The 22,201-nt window shown below is 71.2% G+C and carries 19 protein-coding genes and 1 pseudogene; 1 reads left to right on the top strand and 19 read right to left on the bottom strand.

Translation table 11 applies throughout. The annotated features are described in order from the left end of the window. A pseudogene (locus HF526_RS20920) lies at positions 1-506 on the top strand (2-oxoacid:ferredoxin oxidoreductase subunit beta); the annotation flags it as partial. Positions 507-572: 66 nt separating this feature from the next. Here HF526_RS20920 and HF526_RS20915 read toward each other — a convergent pair. From HF526_RS20915 to HF526_RS20825, 19 genes are all read right to left on the bottom strand, one after another. Further along, positions 573-1,253 carry a sunset domain-containing protein gene (locus HF526_RS20915; protein WP_169383236.1) on the bottom strand — a complete coding sequence of 227 codons (681 nt, stop codon included), beginning with the start codon at positions 1,251-1,253 and terminating at the stop codon, positions 573-575. A gap of 417 nt (positions 1,254-1,670) precedes the next feature. Beyond that, positions 1,671-2,060, bottom strand: a complete 390-nt coding sequence (locus HF526_RS20910) for an OmpA family protein (RefSeq protein ID WP_169383235.1) — start codon at positions 2,058-2,060, stop codon at positions 1,671-1,673. Positions 2,061-2,525: 465 nt separating this feature from the next. Beyond that, a complete protein-coding gene (locus HF526_RS20905) occupies positions 2,526-3,527 on the bottom strand; it encodes a polyprenyl synthetase family protein (RefSeq protein ID WP_169383234.1) in 1,002 nt (333 codons plus the stop codon). Positions 3,528-3,531: 4 nt separating this feature from the next. Then, positions 3,532-5,067 (bottom strand): NADH-quinone oxidoreductase subunit NuoN, encoded by a 1,536-nt coding sequence (gene nuoN / locus HF526_RS20900; RefSeq protein WP_211177566.1) that lies wholly within the window; start codon positions 5,065-5,067, stop codon positions 3,532-3,534. 104 nt (positions 5,068-5,171) lie between these two features. Continuing rightward, positions 5,172-6,806, bottom strand: a complete 1,635-nt coding sequence (locus HF526_RS20895) for an NADH-quinone oxidoreductase subunit M (protein ID WP_169383233.1) — start codon at positions 6,804-6,806, stop codon at positions 5,172-5,174. Continuing rightward, positions 6,803-8,761 (bottom strand): NADH-quinone oxidoreductase subunit L, encoded by a 1,959-nt coding sequence (gene nuoL / locus HF526_RS20890; protein ID WP_169383232.1) that lies wholly within the window; start codon positions 8,759-8,761, stop codon positions 6,803-6,805. The genes HF526_RS20895 and nuoL overlap by 4 nt, the downstream gene beginning before the upstream one ends. 10 nt (positions 8,762-8,771) lie before the next feature. Then, positions 8,772-9,071, bottom strand: coding sequence for an NADH-quinone oxidoreductase subunit NuoK (gene nuoK / locus HF526_RS20885; RefSeq protein WP_169383231.1), 300 nt, complete (start codon positions 9,069-9,071; stop codon positions 8,772-8,774). Further along, complete coding sequence (locus HF526_RS20880) at positions 9,068-9,994, bottom strand: NADH-quinone oxidoreductase subunit J (protein ID WP_169383230.1); 927 nt, start codon at positions 9,992-9,994, stop codon at positions 9,068-9,070. The genes nuoK and HF526_RS20880 overlap by 4 nt, the downstream gene beginning before the upstream one ends. Further along, positions 9,991-10,545 carry an NADH-quinone oxidoreductase subunit NuoI gene (gene nuoI, locus HF526_RS20875; RefSeq protein WP_169383229.1) on the bottom strand — a complete coding sequence of 185 codons (555 nt, stop codon included), beginning with the start codon at positions 10,543-10,545 and terminating at the stop codon, positions 9,991-9,993. Before nuoI ends, HF526_RS20880 begins: the two co-directional genes overlap by 4 nt. After that, on the bottom strand, positions 10,538-11,851 hold the full coding sequence (gene nuoH, locus HF526_RS20870; protein WP_169383228.1) for an NADH-quinone oxidoreductase subunit NuoH: 1,314 nt from the start codon (positions 11,849-11,851) through the stop codon (positions 10,538-10,540). The genes nuoI and nuoH overlap by 8 nt, the downstream gene beginning before the upstream one ends. Beyond that, entirely contained in the window at positions 11,848-14,367 is a 2,520-nt protein-coding gene (locus HF526_RS20865) for an NADH-quinone oxidoreductase subunit G (protein ID WP_169383227.1), read from the bottom strand. Before HF526_RS20865 ends, nuoH begins: the two co-directional genes overlap by 4 nt. A 37-nt stretch (positions 14,368-14,404) precedes the next feature. Beyond that, entirely contained in the window at positions 14,405-15,742 is a 1,338-nt protein-coding gene (gene nuoF / locus HF526_RS20860; RefSeq protein ID WP_169383226.1) for an NADH-quinone oxidoreductase subunit NuoF, read from the bottom strand. 4 nt (positions 15,743-15,746) lie between these two features. Then, positions 15,747-16,562, bottom strand: coding sequence for an NADH-quinone oxidoreductase subunit NuoE (nuoE, locus tag HF526_RS20855; protein WP_169383225.1), 816 nt, complete (start codon positions 16,560-16,562; stop codon positions 15,747-15,749). After that, the gene (locus tag HF526_RS20850) at positions 16,559-17,923 is read right to left on the bottom strand and encodes an NADH-quinone oxidoreductase subunit D (protein ID WP_169383224.1); all 1,365 of its coding nucleotides are present in this window, start codon (positions 17,921-17,923) and stop codon (positions 16,559-16,561) included. Before HF526_RS20850 ends, nuoE begins: the two co-directional genes overlap by 4 nt. A 136-nt stretch (positions 17,924-18,059) precedes the next feature. Further along, positions 18,060-18,911 carry an NADH-quinone oxidoreductase subunit C gene (locus tag HF526_RS20845; protein WP_239028940.1) on the bottom strand — a complete coding sequence of 284 codons (852 nt, stop codon included), beginning with the start codon at positions 18,909-18,911 and terminating at the stop codon, positions 18,060-18,062. A gap of 7 nt (positions 18,912-18,918) precedes the next feature. After that, positions 18,919-19,470, bottom strand: a complete 552-nt coding sequence (locus HF526_RS20840) for a NuoB/complex I 20 kDa subunit family protein (RefSeq protein ID WP_169383223.1) — start codon at positions 19,468-19,470, stop codon at positions 18,919-18,921. A gap of 4 nt (positions 19,471-19,474) precedes the next feature. Beyond that, positions 19,475-19,840, bottom strand: coding sequence for an NADH-quinone oxidoreductase subunit A (locus HF526_RS20835; protein WP_169383222.1), 366 nt, complete (start codon positions 19,838-19,840; stop codon positions 19,475-19,477). 101 nt (positions 19,841-19,941) lie between these two features. Continuing rightward, on the bottom strand, positions 19,942-21,258 hold the full coding sequence (locus HF526_RS20830) for a geranylgeranyl reductase family protein (RefSeq protein ID WP_169383221.1): 1,317 nt from the start codon (positions 21,256-21,258) through the stop codon (positions 19,942-19,944). 168 nt (positions 21,259-21,426) lie between these two features. Beyond that, positions 21,427-22,116, bottom strand: coding sequence for a demethylmenaquinone methyltransferase (locus tag HF526_RS20825; protein WP_338051632.1), 690 nt, complete (start codon positions 22,114-22,116; stop codon positions 21,427-21,429). Positions 22,117-22,201 lie beyond the last annotated feature (85 nt).

The following is a 22,201-nucleotide window of genomic DNA, read 5'->3' as shown; positions in this document are numbered from 1 at the left end:
AGGGGCTGACCGAGGTCCTCGCCGCGGCCGCCGCGCACCGCGGCACCGCCCTGGTCGAGATCTACCAGGACTGCCCGATCTTCAACGACGGCAGCTTCGACCTGCTCCGCAAACCCGACACCGCCCCGCAGCGGCTCATCACCATCCGCCACGGCGAACCGATCCGCTTCGGCCCCGCCGACCCCGGCAGCCCCGACGGCCTGGGCAGCTACGCCGTGGTCCAGGACGGCTTCGGGCTCGCCGTGGCCAAGGTCGACGAGATCGACCCCGGCCAGATCGTGGTCCACGACCAGACCGACCACAACCTGGCCTTCGCCCTGTCGAGGCTGTCCGACCAGGACCTCACCCACACCGTCACCGGCATCTTCCGCAACGTCGACCGCACCACCTACGACGACGCCGCCCGCGCCCAGCTCACCCAGGCCCGCGAGAACGCCACCGCCAACGGCGGGGCCGACCTGCAAGCCCTGCTCAACGGCCGCGACACCTGGACCGTCGCCGGCTGACACGCACCACCGATCACCGACCGCCGGGCCGGCTCTGCCGGCCCGGCGGTCGTGTGTCCGGGGGTGTCAGCGGTCGTTCCACGAACTGAAACCGGCCCGCTCGGCGTCCTCGGCGCTGTGGAACCACAGGTCGGCGCGGGTGCGCACGTAGTAGGGCGACCCCAGGTCGTAGTAGCGCTTCGCCCCGTTGTTGGCCTTGATCATGAACTCGGTGGACGGCGCGTAGCCGTCCGGGTTCGGCAGCGCCGAGCCGGGGTGCGGGCCCGGCCGGGCCTGCGCCACGACGGAGGACACGACATCGGCCGCCGACCTCGGCCGCGGTGCGGACGCGACGCCGCCGGTCAGCCCCGCGTCCAATGACGCGAGCGCGGAGTCCACGGCCGGCGGCCGCTCCTCCGTGCCGGGCTCCGGCCGGGCAGGTTCGGCCGTGGCCGGTTCCGGGGGCGTCGGGCCGGCGGGGGCCGCGGTCCCGACCGCCCTGCTGGGCGCGGCATCCCGGGTGGCCGCGGTGTCGGTGGCCACCGCCGTTCCCTCGTCCACCGCAGTGGTCACCGGACCGGCGGTGACGGCATCGGGGTCCGCGGTGGCCGGCCCCGGGGTGACGACGTCCCGCGCCTCCACCTCAGCCGTGGCGTCCGGGCCGACCGGCGCGGTCGCCGTCGACCGACGCCGGGCCAGCAGCGCCACCACGGCGACCAGCCCGACGATCACGATCACCAGCACCCACGGCCAGACCTGATCCGTCACGACGAGGCTCCCTCGGTTGGGTGCGACCGGGGCCGTGGTCCGGCCCCGAAATGATCAATGGGTAGATATCACGGCGCACGTCGTCGTGGGCACCCGGCGGTGCAGCCGGCCCGGATGGGCGATGACGGGCAGGTTCACGGCGGCGGCCGCCTCCCGCCGGTGTCCGGGCGCCGGGGCAGCGGCGGGCCGGGAGCGGGGCCGGGCCGGGCGGCAGCGGTTCCCGAGGTGGGGGCGCGGCAGGCTGTTCCGAGGCCCACAGCAGCGGAGTCCAGGACGGCCCCCCGGGCCCGTCGACGCCCGGTCGCCGCGCGGCCCGGCGCAGCGGCGTCACGAACGCCGACCACGTCACGAGGGCACCGAGCAGGAACGCCACCAGGCAGAGCGCCCATACCTGACCGAAGAGCCAGCCCATACCGCTCACCCCTCCTCGAGACTGATCTCGACGCGCCTGCTGGCGGCCTCGGTGGCGAGTGGCCGGCTGTCCCCGAGGCCGCGCGCGGTGATCCGTGCCGGATCCACCCCACCGGCGCGCAGGGCCTCGGCCACCACCCCGTCCACCCGGGCGACCGTGGCGAGGGCGGCTCGCTCCGCCCCGGCCGGCACGGCGGCCAGCGTGACGTCGCGGCCGGACACCTGCACCGAGACGTCACCCAGACTGGCGCCGGCGAGGGCTTCCACGGCGCGTTGCCGGACGTCCTCGGTGATCCGCGCCCCCGGCCAGATCAGGGCGATCCCGCCGAGCGCCAGCGGCACCACGACCACCGCGGCCCGCCACAGCAGCCGCGAGCCGGGATCCCGGTCGGACACGCCGCGTCTCGCCTCCGCTCGGCCGAGTGGGATCCCGGCGAACCATCCTGGTGATGACCGCCACAGAGCGTACGTTCCTTCGCCCGGAAAGGTCACGCAACTCGGTCTCTCGCGCTACGGATCGTGACCTTCTGCGGGAAGCACCCGATGCGTGACGAGCGCCACGCCAATGGCCGGAGCAGCGGATGTCGTGATGGCCCGGGTGGCGTCGGCACCGGAGCATCGCCGCCGTCGCCGTGCTCGTGATCAGCATCGGGAACGGGCGGCCGCCGTGCCTCGCTCGGGGTGTACGGGCTGCTGAGGAAGATCGTCCCGCTGTCGTCCACCGCGAGCCTCACCGGCGAGGGGATCGGCTCGTCCGGCTCGCTCTGTTCGTGGTCACGGTCGACCTGCTGCGCCGGACCCGCCCGGGACGTCGAGGCCGGGCTCGCCGTCCCGGCCCCGGAGTCCCGCTGAGCCGCGTGGTCAGCCGGTGCGGTCGACCACGTAGCTCGTCAGTGCGGCCAGCGCCGCGGTCGCCGCGCAGTCCGGCAACAGGTTCAGCTCGGCCCGCGCCTGCCCGGCGTACGACGCGAGGGTCTCGTGCGCCCGGGCCAGCCCGCCACCGGCCCGCAGCAGCGCGAGCGCCTCCTCGACCTCGGCGTCGGCGGTGATCGGGCGGGCCAGCAACACCCGCAGCCGATCGGCGGCCGAGCCCTTCTCCTCCAGCGCGTACAGCATCGGCAGCGTGTGCACGCCCTCGCGCAGGTCGGTGCCCGGTGTCTTGCCCGAGCTGTCCGACGCGGACGCGATGTCGATGATGTCGTCGGAGATCTGGAACGCGGTCCCGATCGTCGCGCCGAACCTGTGCAGCGACTCCACCTGCGCGTCCGTGCACCCGGAGAACATGCCGCCGTAGCGGCCGGACGTCGCGATCAGCGATCCGGTCTTCTCCGCGATCACGGCGAGGTAGTGCTCCACCGGGTCGTCGTCCGGGCGCGGCCCACGGGTCTCCCGCATCTGGCCGGTCACCAGCTCGGCGAACGTGTCCGCGATGATCCGGACCGCGATCGGGCCGAGGTCGGCCACCAGCCGCGACGCGTGCGCGAACAGGAAGTCGCCGGTGAGGATCGCGACCGTGTTGTCCCACCGCGAGTTGGCGCTCTCGGCCCCGCGGCGCATCGTCGCGGAGTCCATGACGTCGTCGTGGTAGAGCGTCGCCAGGTGGATCAGCTCGACGACGGCCGCGGCCGTGATGACCTCGTCCCCATCGGGATGCGGCCCGACGTGCGCCCCGAGCAACGTGAACAACGGCCGGAACCGCTTCCCACCCGCGTCGATCAGATGCAGCGAGGTCTCGGTGACGAACCGGTAGTCGCTGTGCACCTCGCGGTGCAGCAGGTCCTCGACCCGCTTGAGGCCATCCGCCGCCGATGCGGCCAGATCCGGGTCGCCGAGTTCGACTCCCGCAACGCTGTGCGTCTCCACCCGGTCAGCCTACGAAGTTGCCACCGCTGGCCCAGTTCAAGGCCAGCGTCGGGACAATGCCGAGCAATAGGGTGACGAGCACACCGAGCGTGATCGCCGCGGTGGTGAACGCCCCGGGCACCGCCACCGACGGCCCGTCCGGGGCCGGGTCGCTGAAGTACATCAACACGATCACCCGCAGGTAGAAGAACGCGGCGATCGCACTGGCCACCAGCGCGATGACCACCAGCGGCGCCATCCCGTCGCCCAGGGCCGCGGAGAACACCGCGAACTTGGCGGTGAACCCGCTGGTAAGCGGGATCCCGGCGAGGGCGAGCAGCAGGAACGTCATCACCCCGGCGACCAACGGCGAGCGCTTGGCCAGCCCGGCCCACTGGGACAGGTGGGTGGCCTCGCCGTCGGCGTCACGCACCAGGCTGATCAGACCGAACACGGCCACCGTGGTGAACCCGTAGGCCAGCAGGTAGAACAGCGTGCTCGACGTGCCCGCGCTGGTGATCGCCATGGCGCCGAGCAGCAGGAAGCCCGCGTGTGCGATCGAGGAGTACGCGATCATGCGCTTGATGTCGGTCTGGGTGAGACCGATGACCGCACCGATCACCATCGACGCGATCGCCACCGCCCACAGCACCCCGCGCCACTCCCACCGGGTGTCGCCGAAGGCCACGTGCAGCACCCGCAGGATGGCGCCGAACGCCGCGACCTTGGTGCAGGCCGCCATGAACGCGGTGACCGGCGTCGGGGCGCCCTGGTAGACGTCGGGCGTCCAGGTGTGGAACGGCCCGACCGAGCCCTTGAACAGCAGCCCGACGATCAGCAGCGCCAGCCCGCCGAACAGCAGCGCGTCGGACTTGTTCGAGCCGACGGCGGCGTCGGCGATGGCCGACAGCCGCACCGAACCGGCGTAGCCGTAGAGCAACGCGAGACCGTACAGGAAGAACGCCGAGGCGAACGCGCCCAGCAGGAAGTACTTGACCGCGGCCTCCTGCGACAGCAGCCGCCGGCGCCGCGCGAGCCCGCACATCAGGTACAGCGGCAGGCTCAGTACCTCGAGCGCGATGAACATCGTCAGCAGGTCGTTCGCCGCGCAGAAGGCCATCATCCCGCCGAGCGCGAACAGCGTGAACGGGAAGACCTCGGTCTGCATGGTCGGCTGCTCGCCGGCCAGCCCGTACGGGCGGTCCTCCGCGCCGTCCACCGGGCCGCCGATGGCGCCGCCACCGCCGGCGGCGACCCGGGCCGCCGGTGCTGCGACGAACGCGCCGCCGGGCTCGACCGAGCGGTCCGCGATCAGCAGCACGCTGGCCAGCGCGAGGGCCAGCAGGGTGCCCCACAGGAACAGCGTCGGGCGGTCGACGGCCACCATGTCGGCGAACGTGGTCAGCCCGCTGGGCCCGGTGCCGGCGTAGAAGCCGAGGGCCAGCCCGGCGCCGGCCAGCGTGACGAGGGTCAGCGTGACCTGCACCGGCCAGCGCTGGTGCCGGGGCAGGAACGCCTCGGCCAGCACCGCCAGACAGGCCCCGCCGAAGACGATCAGCATCGGCGCGACGGCCGCCCAGTCGATCGGCGGCGCCGAGAGCTGACCGGGAACCTGGGCAGCCTGCGCGAGGCTGATCTGCGCGCTCTGCGCGAAAACGGCCGGGATCACCGGGACATCCCTCCCACCGGGTCGGCCAGGCCGACCTCGGACATCGTGGCCGCCACCGACGGGTTGATCACGTCGAGCACCGGGCCGGGGAAGAACCCGAGCACCACGATCAGCACCACCAGCGGCGTCAGCAGCGCGATCTCCCGCTTGGACAGATCAGGGAAACCGGCCGCGCCGCGCTGCGCGGCGACGGCCGGGTCGAGCATCGTGCCGGGGCCACCGGGACTCGGCCCACCGGCCCCGCGCTCGAGTGCCGCGAGCACGGCGTTGCCGCGCACCGGGCCCTGCATCGTGCGCTGGTACATCCAGAGCACGTACAGGGCGGCGAAGATGATCCCGACGGTGGCCAGGATCGTGTAGACGGGTTCGCGCGGGAACGCGCCGATCAGCACCAGGAACTCGCTGACGAACGAGTTCGTGCCGGGCAGCGCCAGCGAGGACAGCCCCGCGAGGAGGAACAGCCCGGCCAGTACCGGGGCCAGCTTGTGCACCCCGCCGTAGTCGGTGACCAGCCGCGAGCCGCCGCGGGCGATCAGCAGGCCGACCACGAGGAACAGCATCCCGGTCGAGATGCCGTGGTTGACCATGTAGAGCGTCGAGCCGGCGAACGCCTGCGTCGAGAACGCGAAGATGCCCAGCGCGATGAAACCGAAGTGCGCGATCGAGGTGTAGGCGACGAACCGCTTCATGTCGGTCTGGCCGACCGCGAGCAGTGCGCCGTACAGGATCCCGATCACCGCGAGCGTCAGCACCAGCGGAGCCAGCTTCTGCGAGGCCGCCGGGAACAGCGGCAGGCAGTAGCGCAGGAAGCCGAACGTGCCGACCTTGTCCAGCACGCCGACGAGCAGCACACCCGCACCCACCGGGGCCTCGGCACCGGCGTCGGGCAGCCAGGTGTGGAACGGCACCAGCGGCGCCTTGATTGCGAAGGCCAGGAAGAAGCCCAGGAACAGCCAGATCTGGGTGGACTCGGGGATGCCGGCCGCGATCCGCTGCAGCTCGGTCCAGGTGAACGTGCCACCGGTCGGCAGCCGCTCGCCGCTCACCACGAACAGCCCGATCACCGAGGCGAGCATGACCAGCCCACCGAGCAGCGAGTACAGGAAGAACTTCACCGCGGCGTATTGCCTGCGCGGCCCGCCGAACCGGCCGATCAGGAAGTACATCGGGACCAGCATGGCCTCGAAGAACACGTAGAACAGGAAGACGTCGGTGGCCGCGAACACCCCGACGAGCAGGCCCTGGGTGGCCAGGATCAGCGCGAAGAAGCCGGCCGGATGGCGGCCCTCGGGGAGCTTCTCCTCCCAGGAGTAGGCCAGCACGATCGGCACCAGCACGGCGGTCAGCGCGAGCATGACCAGCGCGATGCCGTCGATGCCCAGCGCGAACCGGGCACCGAACTCCGGGATCCAGTTGACGGCGAACTCGAGCTGGAAGCGGGCCCCGGCGGCGGCGTCGGCCACCGAGTAGGAGAACCACGCGACCGCGGTCAGCACCAGCTCGACGAGCGCGACGCCCATCGCGACCAGCTTGGCCATCCGCGGGTCGCCGCCCTTGAGCGAGGCGACCACCAGCGCGCCGGCCAGCGGCACCAGTAGCAGGACGAGCAACAACACGCTTCCCCCAGTCACGCGAACCTCACCGCCAGCAGCGCCGCGATGACCAGCACCGACCCGCCGAGCATGCTCAGCGCGTACGACCGGACGAAGCCGGTCTGCGCCCTGCGCAATCGCCCGGAACTACCGCCCAGCAGCGCCGCAGTGCCGTTGACCACACCGTCCACCCCGCGGTTGTCGACGTAGACCAGCGCCCGGGACAGCCAGGTGCCCGGCCGGGCGATGAGCGCCTCGTTGATCGCGTTGGCGTACAGGTCGGCCCGCGCCGCCCGGACCGGCAGCGCGACCTGCACGGGCCGCTGCACCGGCACCCGGTGCCGCCCGACGGTCAGGTAGGCGATCAGCACCCCGAGCGCCGACAGTCCGAGGACCAGCCAGGGCACCACCGCGTGCGGCAGCGCGCCGCCCGGTAGTTCCTCGAGCTCACCCAGCGTCGGGGCGAGCCAGCGGACGATGCGGTCTCCGTTGTAGAGCAGGAAGCCCGCGAACACCGACCCGAACGCCAGCACGATCATCGGCACCGTCATCGACGACGGCGCCTCGTGCGGGTGGTACTCCTCGCCGTCGGCAGTGCGCAGGTCCTGCCAGCGCTTCTCACCGAAGAACGTCATCAGCACCAGCCGCGTCATGTAGAACGCGGTGATCCCCGCGGCGAGCGCGGCGAGACCGCCGAACACCCAGCCCTGCCAGCCCGGCTGCGTGAACGCGGCCTCGATGATCGCGTCCTTGGAGTAGTAGCCGGACAGGAACGGGAAGCCGATCAGGGCCAGGTAGGCGAGCCCGAACGTCACGAACGTGATCGGCATGTACTTCGCCAGCCCGCCGAAGCGGCGCATGTCCACCTCGTCGTGCATCGCGTGCATCACCGAGCCCGCCCCGAGGAACAGCCCCGCCTTGAAGAAGCCGTGCGTGAGCAGATGGAAGATGCCCAGCGCGTACCCCGCCGGGCCCAGCCCGACCGCGAGGATCATGTAACCGATCTGGCTGACCGTGGAGTACGCGAGCACCTTCTTGATGTCGTCGTACGCGCAGCCGACGATCGCACCGATCATCAGCGTGATGACGCCGATGAACGCGACGACCAGCCGGCCCGTTCCGGTCAGGTTGTAGATCGGGTTGCACCGCGCGATGAGGTAGACCCCGGCGGTGACCATCGTGGCCGCGTGGATCAGGGCCGAGACCGGGGTCGGGCCCTCCATTGCGTCCGGCAGCCACGACTGCAGCGGGAACTGGCCGGACTTGCCGCAGGCGCCGAGCAGCAGCAGCAGCGTGATGGCGAGGATGTCGCCGGGCGGCACCTCGCCGATCCGGGCGAAGACCTCGGTGTACTGCAGCGTGCCGAGATCCCGCCAGATCAAGAAGATCGCGATGGCCAGGCCGACGTCGCCGACCCGGTTCATCAAGAACGCCTTCTTCGCCGCGGTCGCCGCGGACGGCCGGTCCTGGTAGAAGCCGATGAGCAGGTAGGACGCGAGACCGACGCCCTCCCAGCCCAGGTACAGCATCACGAAGTTGTTGCCGAGGACGAGGATCAGCATCGCCGCGACGAACAGGTTCAGCTGCGCGAAGAACCGGCGCCGGCCGGGGTCGTGGCTCATGTAGCCGACCGAGTAGATGTGGATCAGCGACCCGACACCGGTGATCAGCAGCACGAACGTGATCGAGAGCGGGTCCAGCCGCAGCCCGAAGTCGATGTTCAGCGCGCCGACGTGGATCCAGTCGTAGAGCGACAGCTCGCGGGTGCGCTGCGCCGCGGCGAGGCCGAGGGTCTGGACGAAGATCGCCAGCCCGAGCACGAACGACGCGACCACGCTCAGCACGCCGAGCCAGTGACCCCAGCGGTCGGCGCGACGACCGGCGAGGAACAGGATCAACGCGCTCAGCGCGGGCAGTACGAAGAGCAGCCAGGCCACGGACGCGGCGCCGGTGGCCGGAGCGACGGAGCCGGCCTCGGGGAGCTCGGTAAGCACGGGGGCGCTCCTAGTACTTGAGCAGGTTCACGTCGTCCACCGAGGCGGAGCGACGAGTGCGGAAGATCGACATGATGATGGCCAGGCCGACGACGACCTCGCAGGCCGCGACCACCATCACGAACAGCGCCATGACCTGCCCGTCCAACGCGCCGTTGATCCGCGCGAACGTCACGAGGCTGAGGTTCACCGCGTTGAGCATCAGCTCGATGCACATGAACACGACGACGGCGTTGCGCCGGACCAGCACGCCGACCGCGCCGATGGAGAACAGCAGCGCGGAGAGCAGCAGGTAATACGTGGGGGTCACGACTCGTCCCGCTTCTCGATGCCGGTGGTGACAGGGGCCGCCGCGCCGTCGGCGGCGGCCGACCCGTTGGCGCCGGTCGGGCGGGCGCCGTCGCCGCGGCCGCCGGTGAGGGCGTGCGCGTCGGGGTTGTACCGCTCGATCTCGCGCACCGGCGTCGACTCGATGATCTCGGAGAGCGACTCCGGGGCGATCGAGCCGTCCGGCAGCACCGCCGGCATGGCCACCGAGTTCGCGGTGGCGTACACGCCGGGACCGGGCAGCGGGGAGACCCTCGCGTGCTCGCCGCGCAGCCGGGCCGTCACGGTGGCCCGCTGGCCGCGCTTCTCACGCGCCCTGGTCTGGGAGAACGAGAAGACCATCGCGCCCAGCGCCGCGGTCATCAGCAGCGCCGCGGTGAGCTCGAACGGGAACAGGTACTTGGTGAAGATCAGCGCGCCGAGGCCGGTGACGTTGCCGCCCGAGCCCGCCGCGTTCTGCCCGAGCCCGGCCGGGGTGACCGCGACCAGCGACCGGCCGATCCCGGCCACCAGCAGCGCGGCCAGCGCGACGCCGAGTACCAGGGCCGCCACCCGCTGCCCGCGGAGCACCTCCACCACCGAGTCGGAGCTGTCCCGGCCCACCAGCATGAGCACGAACAGGAACAGCATCATCACCGCGCCGGTGTAGACGATGATCTGCGCGAAGCCGAGGAACGGCGCCTGCTGCACCATGTAGAGCACCGCGAGGCTGAACATCGCGACCACGAGCATCAGCGCGGAGTGCACGGCGTTGCGGGCGAAGACCATGCCCAGCGCACCGGCCAGCGCGAGCGGGCCGAGCACCCAGAACGCGATGGCCTCACCGGTGGTGACCTGGCCCGCCCCGCTCTGGGCGGCCTGTGCGAGGACCGTGGTGATCGTCGGGGTGATCGTCGGGGTGATCATCGAACCTGCTCCCCCACCGGATCGGAGAGGTCGCCGCGCTCCGCCGCCTTGCGGGCGAGCTCGGGGCCCTCCACGTAGTAGTCCTGCTCGTCGGAGCCCAGCCGCATCGGGTGCGGCGGCTGCTCCATGCCCGGCAACAGCGGGGCGAGCAGCTGCTCCTTGGTGTAGATGAGGTCCTGCCGGTTGTCGTCGGCCAGCTCGTAGAAGTTGGTCATCGTGAGCGACCGGGTCGGGCAGGCCTCGATGCACAAGCCGCAGCCGATGCAGCGCAGGTAGTTGATCTGGTAGATCGCCCCGTAGCGCTCACCCGGGGAGTAGCGCTCCTCGTCGGTGTTGTCGCCGCCCTCGACATAGATCGCGTCGGCCGGGCAGGCCCAGGCGCACAGCTCGCAACCGACGCATTTCTCCAGGCCGTCCGGGTGCCGGTTGAGCTGGTGGCGCCCGTGATAACGCGGCGCTGCGGGCGGGAAGTCCTCCGGGTACTCCTCGGTGACGACCTTCTTGAACATCGTCGAGAAGGTGACGCCGAAGCCCTTGAAGAACTCAAACATCGTCGGTCTCCTTCCGGGAGTCCGCGGCGTCGCGGACCCCGCCGGCGAGCGCCCCGGCGGGCGGGCGCCCGTCGGGCGTCACCGCGGGGCCGCGCAGCTTGTGCCGGGGCGGCGCCGGCACCTTGAGGTCCAGCGGGGGCACCGGGTAGTCCGAGGCCAGCTCCACGGTGGCCTCCGGCTGCCGCTTGTCGGGCACCAGGAAGGCGATCACCAGGACGACGGCCAGCACGATGCCGAGGGTGAACAGCAGCGCGGTGACGTCGCCGCCCGCGCTGTTGCGGTAGATCCGGATCGCGAAGATGACGGTGATCCACAGCAGGCTGATCGGGACCAGGACCTTCCAGCCCAGCCGCATGAACTGGTCGTAGCGCAGCCGGGGCAGCGTGCCCCGCAGCCAGATGAAGAGGAACAGGAAGATCAGCGTCTTGATCAGGAAGGCGACCATCTGCAGCCACCCGTTGGAGTTCAGGAACGACAGCGGCCACGGCCAGGACCCGCCGCCGAGGAACAGCGTGGTGGCCATGGCGGAGACGGTGACCATGTTGACGTACTCGGCCAGGAAGAACAGCGCGAACTTCAGCGACGAGTACTCGGTGTGGAACCCGCCGACCAGCTCCGACTCGGCCTCCGGGAGGTCGAACGGAGCCCGGTTGGTCTCGCCGACCATGGAGATCACGAAGACCACGAAGCTCGGCAGCAACAGCCAGACGTACCAGCCTCCGGACTGGGCGGCGACGATGTCGGCGGTGGACAGCGATCCGGCGTAGAGGATCACCGCCACGAGCGACATGCCCAGCGCGATCTCGTAGGAGATCACCTGCGCGGCGCTGCGCAGCGAGCCGAACAGCGAGTACGGCGACCCGGAGGCCCAGCCGCCGAGCACGATCCCGTAGACGCCGAGGGAGCTGCACGCGAGCACCACCAGCACGCCGACCGGCAGGTCGACCAGCTGCAACACGGTGCGCTGGCCGAAGATCGAGACCTCGCCGCCGAACGGGATCACCGAGAACGCGACGAAGGCCGGGATCGTCGAGAGCACCGGGGCGATGAAGTAGACCTTCTTGTCGGCCAGGGCCGGCATGATGTCTTCCTTGAAGGCCAGCTTGAGGCCGTCGGCCAGCGACTGCAGCCAGCCGTTGGGGCCGACCCGGTTCGGGCCGGGACGCTGTTGCATCCGGGCCACGACCTTCCGCTCCCAGTTGATCATGAACAGGGTCAGCAGGACGCCGATCGCGAACAACGCGACGACCTTCAACGCGATGAGCCAGAACGGGTCGTCGGCCAGCAGCTGCTGCGTGTGGGTCATGCGGCACCTCCCGCGCCGTTGCTCGAGCCCGCGAGCGACTGCTCGGCGACCACACCCGTCACGGCGGTCACGCCGACGAGGTCACCGTGGCCCGCCCCGAGGGTCGCCCGTACCCGGGAGCCCGCCGAGTTGGCCGGCAACCAGACCACGCCGTCGGGCAGGTCGGTCAACGCCACCGGCAGCGTGATCGCGCCGAGGTCGGTGCGCACCGTGGCCGGCAGGCCCTCGGTGACGCCGAGCCGCTCGGCGGTCGCGGCGTTCAGCCGGAGGAAGGCGGCCCGGGCGGTCCCGGCCAGGGCCAGCTCGTCGACGGCCAGCGTGCTCTCATCGACGAGCTGGCGCCAGGTGGCGAGCACGGCCTGTCCGTAGGCCGGGCGCCGGGCCTCGCCTGCGGCCACCGACGGGCCGGGCGGGGCCGCTCCGACGAATCCGCCGAGCCGGGCGAGCTCGCCGGCGGCCGCCGCCGGGGTCTGGGTGAACAGGTCGACGTCCATCTCGACCGCGAGGGTGTCCAGCACCCGGCAGTCCGGCAGCACGCCGCTGGCGTCGAGGGTGATGTCGAACCGCCTGGCCCGGCCCTCCCAGTTGAGGTAGCTGCCGGCGCGCTGCGCATCCGGGGCGACCGGGAGTACCACGTCGGCGAGCTCGGTGACCGCGGAGGTGTGCAGTTCCAGACTGACGAGGAAGCCCACCTCGCGCAGCCCGGCCAGCGCCACCTGCGGGTCCGCCAGGTCGTACGGGTCGACCCCGCCGACCACCAGGCCGGCCAGCTCCCCCGCCGCCGCGGCGGCGAGGATCTCGTCGGTGCTACGGCCCGCCGCGGCCGGGATCGCGCCCTGGGCCAGGCCCCAGGCCCGCTCGATCTCGGCCCGGGCGGCCGCGTCGGCGACCGGCCGCCCGCCCGGCAGCAGGGTCGGGACCGCACCGGCGTCGAGCGCGCCGCGGTCACCGGCACGCCGCGGGATCCAGCCCACCGCCGCCCCGGTGCGCCCGGCCAGCGCGGACACCGCCGAGTACAGCCCGGGCACCTCGGCCGCGCGCTCACCGACCAGGATCACGCCACCGCCGGTCAGCGCCTCGACGACCTCGGCCGGGAGGTCGGCCAGCACGGCCGCCTCGGCGCCGGGCACCGCGTGGATCAGGTTGTCGTGGGCGGCGGGCTCGGCCGCGCCGCGCTCGAGCGCGCTCTTGCGCACCGCCGGCGTCGTCCACTGGCCGAGGTGGAACACCAGCTGGGCGTGCTTGCGGGCCGCCTTGCGCAGCCGCAGGAAGACGATCGGTGACTCCTCCTCGGGCTCGAACGCCACACAGAGCACCGCGGGCGCGGCCTCGAGCCGGGCGTAGTCGAGCACCTCGGGACCCTTGCCGACGACGTGTGCGGCCAGGAAGTCCAGTTCCTCGGCCGAGTGCGGCCGGGCCCGGAAGTCGATGTCGTTGGTGCGGACCGCGACCCGGGCGAACTTCGCGTAGGCGTAGGCGTCCTCGACCGTGAGCCGGCCGCCGGGCAGCACCCCGACCCCGCCGGCCGCCCGCGCAGCGAGCAGGCCCTCGGCGGCCTTCTGCAGCGCCTCGGTCCACGACGTCTCGGCGAGCACGCCGTCGGCCCTGCGCACCAGCGGCCGGGTGATCCGCTGCTTCGAGGTCAGGTAGCGGAACGCGAAGCGGCCCTTGTCGCAGGTCCACTCTTCGTTGACCTCGGGATCGTTGCCCGCGAGACGGCGCATGACCGTGCCGCGCCGGGAGTCGACCCGCTGCGCGCAACCCGACGAGCAGTGCTCGCACACCCCGGGCGTCGACACCAGGTCGAACGGCCGGGACCGGAACCGGTAGGCGGCGCTGGTCAGCGCACCGACCGGGCAGATCTGGATCGTGTTGCCCGAGAAGTAGGACTGGAACGGCTTGTCCTCGGCCACTCCGATCTGCTGCTCGGCGCCGCGCTCGAGCAGGTCGATGAACGGGTCCCCGCCGATCTGGTCGGAGAACCGGGTGCAGCGCTGGCAGAGCACGCAGCGCTCGCGGTCGAGCAGCACCTGCGAGGAGATCGGCAGCGGTTTGGGGAAGGTCCGCTTGGTCTCGACGAACCGGCTGTCGGTGCGCCCGCTCGTCATGGCCTGGTTCTGCAGCGGGCACTCGCCGCCCTTGTCGCAGATCGGGCAGTCCAACGGGTGGTTGATGAGCAGCAGCTCCATCACGCCCTGCTGCGCCTTGCCGGCCACCGGCGAGGTGTGCTGGGTCTTGACGACCATCCCGTCGGCCACCGTCATCGTGCAGCTGGCCTGCGGCTTCGGCATCGGGCGCCCGCCCATCTCCACCTCGACCAGGCACTGCCGGCAGGCACCGGCCGGGTCGAGCAGCGGGTGGTCGCAGAACCGGGGGACGATGATCCCGAGCCGCTCACAGGTGCGGATCAGCAGCTCGCCCTTGGGCGCGTCGACCTCGATGCCGTCGATGGTGAGCCGGACGTGGCCCTCCGGTACCGGCCGGGCGTCGGTGCCCGAGTCCTGGGTCAGGGTCATCTCGCCGCCTCCGCGGGAAGAAGAACGTCGGCGGGTGTCATGCTTGGGCTCCCACGAGATCGTCGAGCTGCTCCGGACGCTTGACCGCGGGCTGCTCGGCGATCAGGTCCAGGAACTCCTGGCGGAAGTACTTGATGGCGCTGGTGATCGGGCTCGTCGCGCCGTCACCGAGGGCGCAGAACGAGCGGCCCAGGATGTTGTCGCAGACGTCGAGCATGGTCTCGATGTCGGCCTCGGTGCCCTCGCCGTGCACCATCCGCTCGAGGATCTGGACCAGCCAGTAGGTCCCCTCGCGGCACGGCGTGCACTTGCCGCAGGACTCGTGCTTGTAGAACTCGGTCCACTTCATGACCGCCCACGGCACCGACACGGTCTCGTTGAAGACCTGCACGGCGGTGGTGCCCAGCATCGAGCCGGCGGCCGCGGCCCCCTCGAAGTCCAGCGGGACGTCGAGGTGTTCTGCGGTGAACAGCGGGGTCGACGAGCCGCCCGGGGTCCAGAACTTCAGCGGGATCCCGTCCTTCATCCCGCCGGCCAGCTCCAGCAGCTCGCGCAGCGTGATGCCGAGCGGGGCCTCGTACTGGCCGGGCCGCTCGACGTGCCCGGACACCGAGTAGATCTTGGGGCCGGGGCTCTTCTCCGAGCCCATGGTGCGAAACCAATCACTCCCGCCCTGCACGATCGCGGGAACCGAGGCGATCGTCTCCACGTTGTTCACCACAGTGGGCGATGCGTAGAGCCCCGAGGTGGCCGGGAACGGAGGCTTGAGGCGAGGTTGACCGCGACGCCCCTCGAGCGAGTCGAGCAACGCCGTCTCCTCGCCGCAGATGTACGCCCCCGCGCCGGCGTGCACCACGATGTCCAGGTCGAACCCGGAGTCGAGGATGTTCGTGCCGAGGTAGCCCTTGGCGTAGGCCTCGTCGACCGCGTTGCGCACCCGGCGGATGCAGTGCAGCGCCTCGCCGCGGACGTAGATCGCGCAGAAATTCGCGCGGATCGCATAACAGGTGATGATGCAGCCTTCGACCAGCGCGTGCGGGTCGGCCATCATCGTCGGGATGTCCTTGCAGGTGCCCGGCTCGCCCTCGTCGGCGTTGACCACCAGGTACTTGGGCTTGGCGCCCGGGCCGGTGCTGCCCTGCGGGATGAACGACCACTTCATCCCGGTCGGGAAACCGGCGCCGCCGCGGCCGCGCAGGCCGGAGTCCTTGACCAGCGCGATGAGCTGGTCGGGGTGCGCGGCGAGCGCGGTGCGCAGCGCCCGGTAGCCCTCGAGCTGCTCGTAGGTGTCGATCGACCAGGAGCGCGGCGACTGCCAGCGCCGGGTGAGGACCGGGGTGAGCGGGTCTGGACGCGCGATGGTGGGCTCGGTCATGACGTCACCTCTTCTCCGGCAGGTCCGGCATGGCCGGCGGTTCGTCGGGCATCGGCGGCGCGACCCAGCCGCGCTCGGCGGCCAACTGCGCTCCGCGCAGCGTCTCGGCTGCGGCGGACGGGCCCTCCACGCTGACCTCCAGGTTGGGGAAGATCCCGGCCAGCTCGAGTTCGACGGTCGTGAAGTCGGTCAGCGGAGCGCCCCGGGTCGGCGCCGGCCGCTCGCCGGCGCGCAGCGCGTCGACCAGCGCCTCCGCCGACTCGACCGTCTGGTTGTCGAAGTACTCGTAGTTGACCTGGATGACCGGCGCGAGGTCGCATGCGGCCAGGCACTCGGCGTGCTCCAGGGTGATCGAACCGGGCGTGCCCGGCTCGCCCGCGGTCTCCTCGTGGCCCAGCGGCCTGCCGTCGGTGCCGAGCCGGGCCTGCAGCGCCGCGTAGATGTCGTCGCCGCCCAGCGCCGCGCACAGCGTGTTGGTGCACACGCTGACCAGGTGCTCACCGCACGGGGTGCGCTTGTACATGGTGTAGAAGGTGGCCACCGCGCTGACCTCGGCGGTGGTCAGCTCCAGCGCCTCCGCGCAGTACCGGATGCCGTCCTGGCTGACATACCCCTCGACCGACTGCACGAGGTGCAGCAGCGGGAGCAGCGCCGAGCGGGACTGCGGGTACCGGGCGATGATCTCCTTGGTGCGCCGGCGGGTGACCTCGTCGAAGGTCGGGGAGACCGGCGACGGCTCGGCCACCACCGGCTCCCACAGGATCTCCTCGGGTGCGGCCACCGGGCCGTTCGTCTCCGGCGTCCCTTCGGGCAACGTCATCGGTCCACGCCTCCCATGACCGGGTCGATGCTCGCGACGGCGGCGATGACGTCGGCGACCATGCCGCCCTCGCTCATCGCCGGCATCGTCTGCAGGTTCACGAAGCTGGGGTCCCGGACGTGGACGCGTACCGGGCGGGTCCCGCCGTCGGAGACCAGGTGGTAGCCCAGCTCGCCGCGCGGCGACTCGATAGGCACGTAGACCTGCCCGGCGGGCACGTGGAAGCCCTCGGTCACCAGCTTGAAGTGGTGGATCAGCGACTCCATCGACTGACCCATGATCTTGCGGACGTGCTCGAGCGTGTTGCCCATGCCGTCGGAGCCGATCGAGAGCTGCGCCGGCCAGGCGATCTTGCGGTCCTCCACCATGACGGGCCCCGGCTCCATCTTCTTCACGGCCTGCTCGATGATCTTGAGCGACTCGTGGATCTCGGCGACGCGCAGCCGGTACCGGGCGTAGCAGTCGGCCTCGGTGGCCGTCGGGACCTCGAAGTCGTACTCCTCGTAGCCGAGGTAGGGCTCGACCTTGCGCTGGTCCCAGGGCAGCCCGGCCGCACGCAGGATCGGGCCGGTCGCGCCGAGCGCGAGGCAGCCGTCGAGCGGCAGGTAGCCGACGCCCTCCAGGCGCTGCCGCCAGATCGGCTGGCCGGTCAGCAGCTTGTCGTAGTCGGGCAGCCGGTAGCGCATCACCTTGATGAAGTCGGTGACCTTCTCCGCCCAGTCCTCGGGGAGGTCCTGGGCCAACCCGCCGGGGCGGATGAACGCGTGGTTCATGCGCAGGCCGGTCAGGTACTCCAGCAGGTGGAGCACCTCCTCGCGCTCGCGGAACCCGGCCGTCATACCGGTCAGCGCGCCCAGCTCCATGCCGCCGGTGGCCAGGCACACGAGGTGCGAGCCGATCCGGTTGAGCTCCATGAGCAGCACCCGGGCGACCTGCGCGCGGCGCGGCGCCTCGACACCGAGCAGCTTCTCCACGGCCAGGCAGTACGCGGCCTCGTTGAACAACGGCGCCAGGTAGTCGGCCCGGGTCACGAACGTGACGCCCTGGGTCCAGGTCCGGTACTCGCAGTTCTTCTCGATGCCGGTGTGCAGGTACCCGATCACCGAGCGGGCCTGTGTGACGGTCTCGCCCTCGAGCTCGAGCACCAGCCGCAGCACGCCGTGCGTGGACGGGTGCTGGGGACCCATGTTAATGATGATGCGGTCGTCGTGCTCGGAGTCGATCAGGGTGTCCCAGTCGCCACCGGTGACCGTGTAGATGGTGCCCTCGGTGGTCTCCCGTCCCGGGGCGTAGGCGTCCGGCGGTGGGATCTCACCGAAGTTCGACGCGTTGATGACGTCGTCGTGAGTGGTGTCCGTCATTCCGCCGCCTCCGCGGTCATGAGTAGGCCCTGCCCCGGTCGAGGACGGAGCGGGGATCTCCGCGCCCTACGCGTTGTCACGAGTACGCCCGCCGCCGGTCGAGGACGGAGCGGGGATCTCCGCGCCCTACGCGTTGTCACGAGTACGCCCGCCGCCGGTCGGGCGGGGGGATCTCCGCGCCCTTGTACTCCACCGGGATCCCGCCGAGCGGGTAGTCCTTGCGCTGGGGGTGGCCGTCCCAGTCGTCCGGCATGAGGATCCGGGTCAGCGCCGGGTGACCGTCGAAGATCACGCCGAACATGTCCCAGGTCTCGCGCTCGTGCCAGTCGGCCGTCGGGTACACCTCGACGACGCTGGGCACGTGCGGATCGTCGACGTCCAACGCGACCTCGAGCCGGATGCGGCGCCGGTAGGTCATGGACAGCAGGTGGTAGACGACGTGCAGGCGCTGCGCGACGTCCTCGCCGTAGTCCACACCGGACACCGAGGAGCACAGCTCGAAGCGCAGCGCGGCGTCGTCGCGCAGCGTGCGGGCCAACTCCAGCACCCGCTCGCGCTGCACGTAGAAGGTGATCTCGCCGCGGTCGACGGTCACCTGCTGCACCGCACTGCGCGGGATGCCGCGCTGGTCCAGGGCGTCGGCGAAGTCGTCGGCGAGTTCGTCGAACCAGCCGCCGAAGGGCCGCTCGGCCGGGGCCGGCGCGTACGCCGGGAGGCGCAGGCCGCCGAAACCCGAGGTGTCACCGGTGCCCCGGACCCCGAACATCCCGGCGCGCTCGCGCCCGGCCGGCGCGGCCGGGCGGGTGCCGCCCTCCGGCGCCATCCCGTTGCCGGAGCGGTGCTCGGCGAACTCGGTCGCGCCCGCCTCCGGCGCTTCGCCACCTCGGACCCGGTGCTCGGCGACGGCGGCGCCGCTCTCCTCGGCCGAGGACTGCGGCCCGCCGGTGGGCTCCGCGTCGTCCTTCGAGGTTCCCGTGGGTTCGGTCATCGCTGGATCACTTCTTCTTCGCGTACTTGATCGAGGACGGGATCAGCTCGGTCCTGTGCCCGCTCTCGGCCAGCGCCGCAGCGCGCTTCTGGCCCAGCGGCTCGTCCATGATCTTGGCGTGGATCTTGAGAATCGCGTCCATCAGCATTTCCGGGCGCGGCGGGCATCCCGGCAGGTACATGTCCACCGGCACCACGTGGTCGACACCCTGCACGACCGCGTAGTTGTTGAACATCCCGCCCGAGGAGGCGCAGACCCCCATCGCCAGCACCCATCGCGGTTCCGGCATCTGGTCGTAGATCTGCCGGAGAACGGGGGCCATCTTGTTGCTCACCCGGCCCGCGACGATCATCAGATCGGCCTGCCGCGGTGAGGCCCGGAAGACCTCCATGCCGAATCGCGCCAGGTCGTAGCGCGGGGCGCCGGTCGTCATCATCTCGATCGCGCAGCAGGCCAGCCCGAAGGTGGCCGGCCACAGCGAGGATTTGCGGGTCCAGTTGACCAGCTTCTCGACGCTGGTCAGCAGGACGCCGTTCGGCAGGTGCTCTTCGAGACCCATGACCTCAGTTCCAATCCAGCCCGCCGCGCCGCCACACGTAGGTGTAGGCGAAGCCGACCGTGGCGATGAACAGCACGATCTCCACCAGCCCGAACAGGCCCAGCGCGTCGGCGTTGACCGCGAACGGGTAGAGGAAAATCGTCTCGATGTCGAAGAGGATGAACAGCATCGCCGTCAGGTAGAAGGCGACCGGAACCCGGCCACCACCCACGATCGGCTGCGGCGACGGCTCGATCCCGCACTCGTAGGAGTCCAGCTTGGCCCGGTTGTAGCGCCGCGGCCCGATGTAGGGCGCGGCCGTCACCGAGAACAGTGCGAACGCGCCGGCCAGTGCGAACATCAGCACCAGCGGGAGATAGGGATCGAGCATCGTGACACCTTCGTCGTCTGCGCGGTCAGTTTTCCCTGATCGACACCGTCCGGCCGACCCTAGGTCGGGTCGATCATGCGGCCGTATTCAGGACAGCCTTACTACAAACTCGGTGCGAGCCTGGTCATCGCGGTGATGACCCGGTCGCTGATATTGCCTTCCTCGGGGTCGTAGAGATTCGCGAGCAACTTGAGCAGGAACGCCATCACCGTCTTGCGCGGCAACCCGTGCCGGGTCGCGATATGCATGACCGCAGGGTTGCCGATCAGCTTCGAGAAGGTGTTCCCGATCCGGTAGTAGCCGCCCAGCGCCTGGCTCATCCGGGCCGGGTACGCGGCGAGCGCGGCCTCCCGGGACGCACCCGCGCGGGCCAGTCCCTGCACCGCGCAGCGGGCCGCGATCGCGGCCGACTCCATCGCGTAGGCGATGCCCTCGCCGTTGAACGGGTTGACCATCCCGCCGGCGTCACCGACGAGCAGCAGGCCCGGCCGGTAGTGCGGGGTCCGGTTGAAGCCCATCGGCAGCGCGGCGCCGCCGACCTGGCCGATCGCGTTCTCCTCGCGGTAGCCCCACTCCTGCGGAGTCCCGTCGAGCCAGGACGTGAGCAGCGCCCGGTAGTCGGTCGAACCGAACGCCCGGCTGGTGGACAGGATGCCCAGCCCGACGTTGGACGTGCCGTCGCCCATCCCGAAGATCCAGCCGTAGCCGGGCAGGAGCCGGGGCCGCGCCGGATCCCTGCGGTCCCACAGTTCGAGGTGCGACTCGAGGTAGTCGTCGTGGCTGCGCGGGCTGGTGTAGTACCGGCGGACCGCGACACCCATCGGGCGGTCGTCGCGCCTGGCCATGCCCAGGCTCAGCGCCACCCGGGCGGACACGCCGTCGCAGGCGAGGGTGAGCGGCGCGCGGAAGCTGACCGGGCGCCTGTCCTTGCCCTTGCCGACATGTCCGGCGACCCCGGTGACCCGGCCGCTCCGCTCGTCGGTCACCGCCTCGGTGACCGCGGTGTCCTCGTGCAGCCGGGCACCGCACTTCTCCGCGTGCCGCGCGAGCAACTCGTCGAAGTCCTGCCGGGGCCGCACCGCGCCGTAGTCCGGGAACGACGCCAGCGTCGGCCACTCGAGTTCCAGACTGACCCCGCCGCCGACCACGCGCAGGCCCTTGTTGTGCAGCCAGCCGTTCCGCTCGGAGCAGTCGATGCCGAGATCGATCAGCTGCTTCATCCCGCGCGGGGTGAGGCCGTCACCGCAGACCTTGGGCCGGGGGAAGGTCGACTTCTCCAGCAGCAGAACGTCGAGTCCGGCACGGGCGAGGTACGCGGCAGCGGTGGAGCCCGCCGGACCGGCGCCGACGACGATCACGTCAGCCTCGGCGTCCGGGTGTCGGGTCCCGGCGCCGGTGGTGGGTCCGGGCGCGGCCATGCGGCTCCTTGTGAACAGATTCACGAAGTCCGTGGGCGAGTCTATGCGCCGCGTCCAGATCATGCGCGCCCGGTCCGTCACGCCATGTGCCGGAATGTCCGCCCCGATTCCGGGCGAAACATGATCGTTACCCGCGCGGACGCGGGGAGAGCTTCGTCACGGGCCCTTTCAGGGCCGGCGCGCGCGGTGCAGCGCGACAGCGCCGAAAGTCAGATCCCGCCACGCCACGTCGGCCCAGCCGGCGGCGGCGATACGCGTCGCCAGCAGCGGCTGCGCGGGCCAGGCCCGGATCGATTCCGCGAGGTAGGTGTAGGCCTCCGGATTGGACGACACCCGCTCGGCGACCGCAGGCAGCACGTGCTTGAGCACGACGTCGTGGTAGGCCACCCGGAACGGGGTCCACGTCGGGGTACCGAACTCGCACACCACCAGCCGCCCCCCGGGCCGGGTGACCCGGGCGAGCTCGGCGAGCGCCGCGTCCGGGTCGGCGACGTTACGCAGACCGAACGAGATCGTCACCGCGTCGAAGACGCCGTCGCGGAACGGCAGGTGCAACGCGTCGGCGGCCACCTTCGGCACGGCGCGCTTGTGCCCGGCGCAGAGCATGCCCAGCGAGAAGTCCGCCGCCACGCACCAGGCGCCGGACCGGGCCAGCGACACCGTCGACACCGCCGTGCCCGCGGCCAGGTCGAGCACCCGCTCGCCGGGCCGCAACGCGAGCGCCTCGCGGGTCAGCGAGCGCCACCGCCGGTCCTGCCCCCCGGTCAGCACCGTGTTGGTCAGGTCGTACCGCCGTGCGACGCCGTCGAACATCGCGGCGACGTCGTCGGGGTCCTTGTCGAGATCGGCGCGGGCCACGGTTGCGACCCTACGGCGGCACGCCCCGTCCGGCGCGCCCGGCCACCGAGTGCCACGCCACGGTGGTTCGATCATGCGTCGACGA

Origin of the sequence: Pseudonocardia acidicola (genome assembly GCF_012911935.1) — a bacterium.
Classification (GTDB): domain Bacteria; phylum Actinomycetota; class Actinomycetes; order Mycobacteriales; family Pseudonocardiaceae; genus Pseudonocardia; species Pseudonocardia acidicola.
This window is presented reverse-complemented; position numbering and strand designations above follow the sequence as displayed.

Excerpts from the sequence above, each read along its gene's own strand:
- HF526_RS20840 (WP_169383223.1), bottom strand. The coding sequence starts at position 19,470 with ATGGGTCTCGAAGAGCACCTGCCGAACGGCGTCCTGCTGACCAGCGTC.
- nuoN (WP_211177566.1), bottom strand. The coding sequence starts at position 5,067 with ATGCTGATCGTCTTCGGCGGGGCCTGTCTGGCGGTGCTGGCCGAGGCG.
- nuoE (WP_169383225.1), bottom strand. The coding sequence starts at position 16,562 with ATGACGTTGCCCGAAGGGACGCCGGAGACGAACGGCCCGGTGGCCGCA.
- HF526_RS20880 (WP_169383230.1), bottom strand. The coding sequence starts at position 9,994 with ATGATCACCCCGACGATCACCCCGACGATCACCACGGTCCTCGCACAG.
- HF526_RS20865 (WP_169383227.1), bottom strand. The coding sequence starts at position 14,367 with ATGACCCTGACCCAGGACTCGGGCACCGACGCCCGGCCGGTACCGGAG.
- HF526_RS20830 (WP_169383221.1), bottom strand. The coding sequence starts at position 21,258 with ATGGCCGCGCCCGGACCCACCACCGGCGCCGGGACCCGACACCCGGAC.
- nuoI (WP_169383229.1), bottom strand. The coding sequence starts at position 10,545 with ATGTTTGAGTTCTTCAAGGGCTTCGGCGTCACCTTCTCGACGATGTTC.
- nuoH (WP_169383228.1), bottom strand. The coding sequence starts at position 11,851 with ATGACCCACACGCAGCAGCTGCTGGCCGACGACCCGTTCTGGCTCATC.
- HF526_RS20845 (WP_239028940.1), bottom strand. The coding sequence starts at position 18,911 with ATGACCGAACCCACGGGAACCTCGAAGGACGACGCGGAGCCCACCGGC.
- HF526_RS20835 (WP_169383222.1), bottom strand. The coding sequence starts at position 19,840 with ATGCTCGATCCCTATCTCCCGCTGGTGCTGATGTTCGCACTGGCCGGC.
- nuoF (WP_169383226.1), bottom strand. The coding sequence starts at position 15,742 with ATGACCGAGCCCACCATCGCGCGTCCAGACCCGCTCACCCCGGTCCTC.
- HF526_RS20850 (WP_169383224.1), bottom strand. The coding sequence starts at position 17,923 with ATGACGGACACCACTCACGACGACGTCATCAACGCGTCGAACTTCGGT.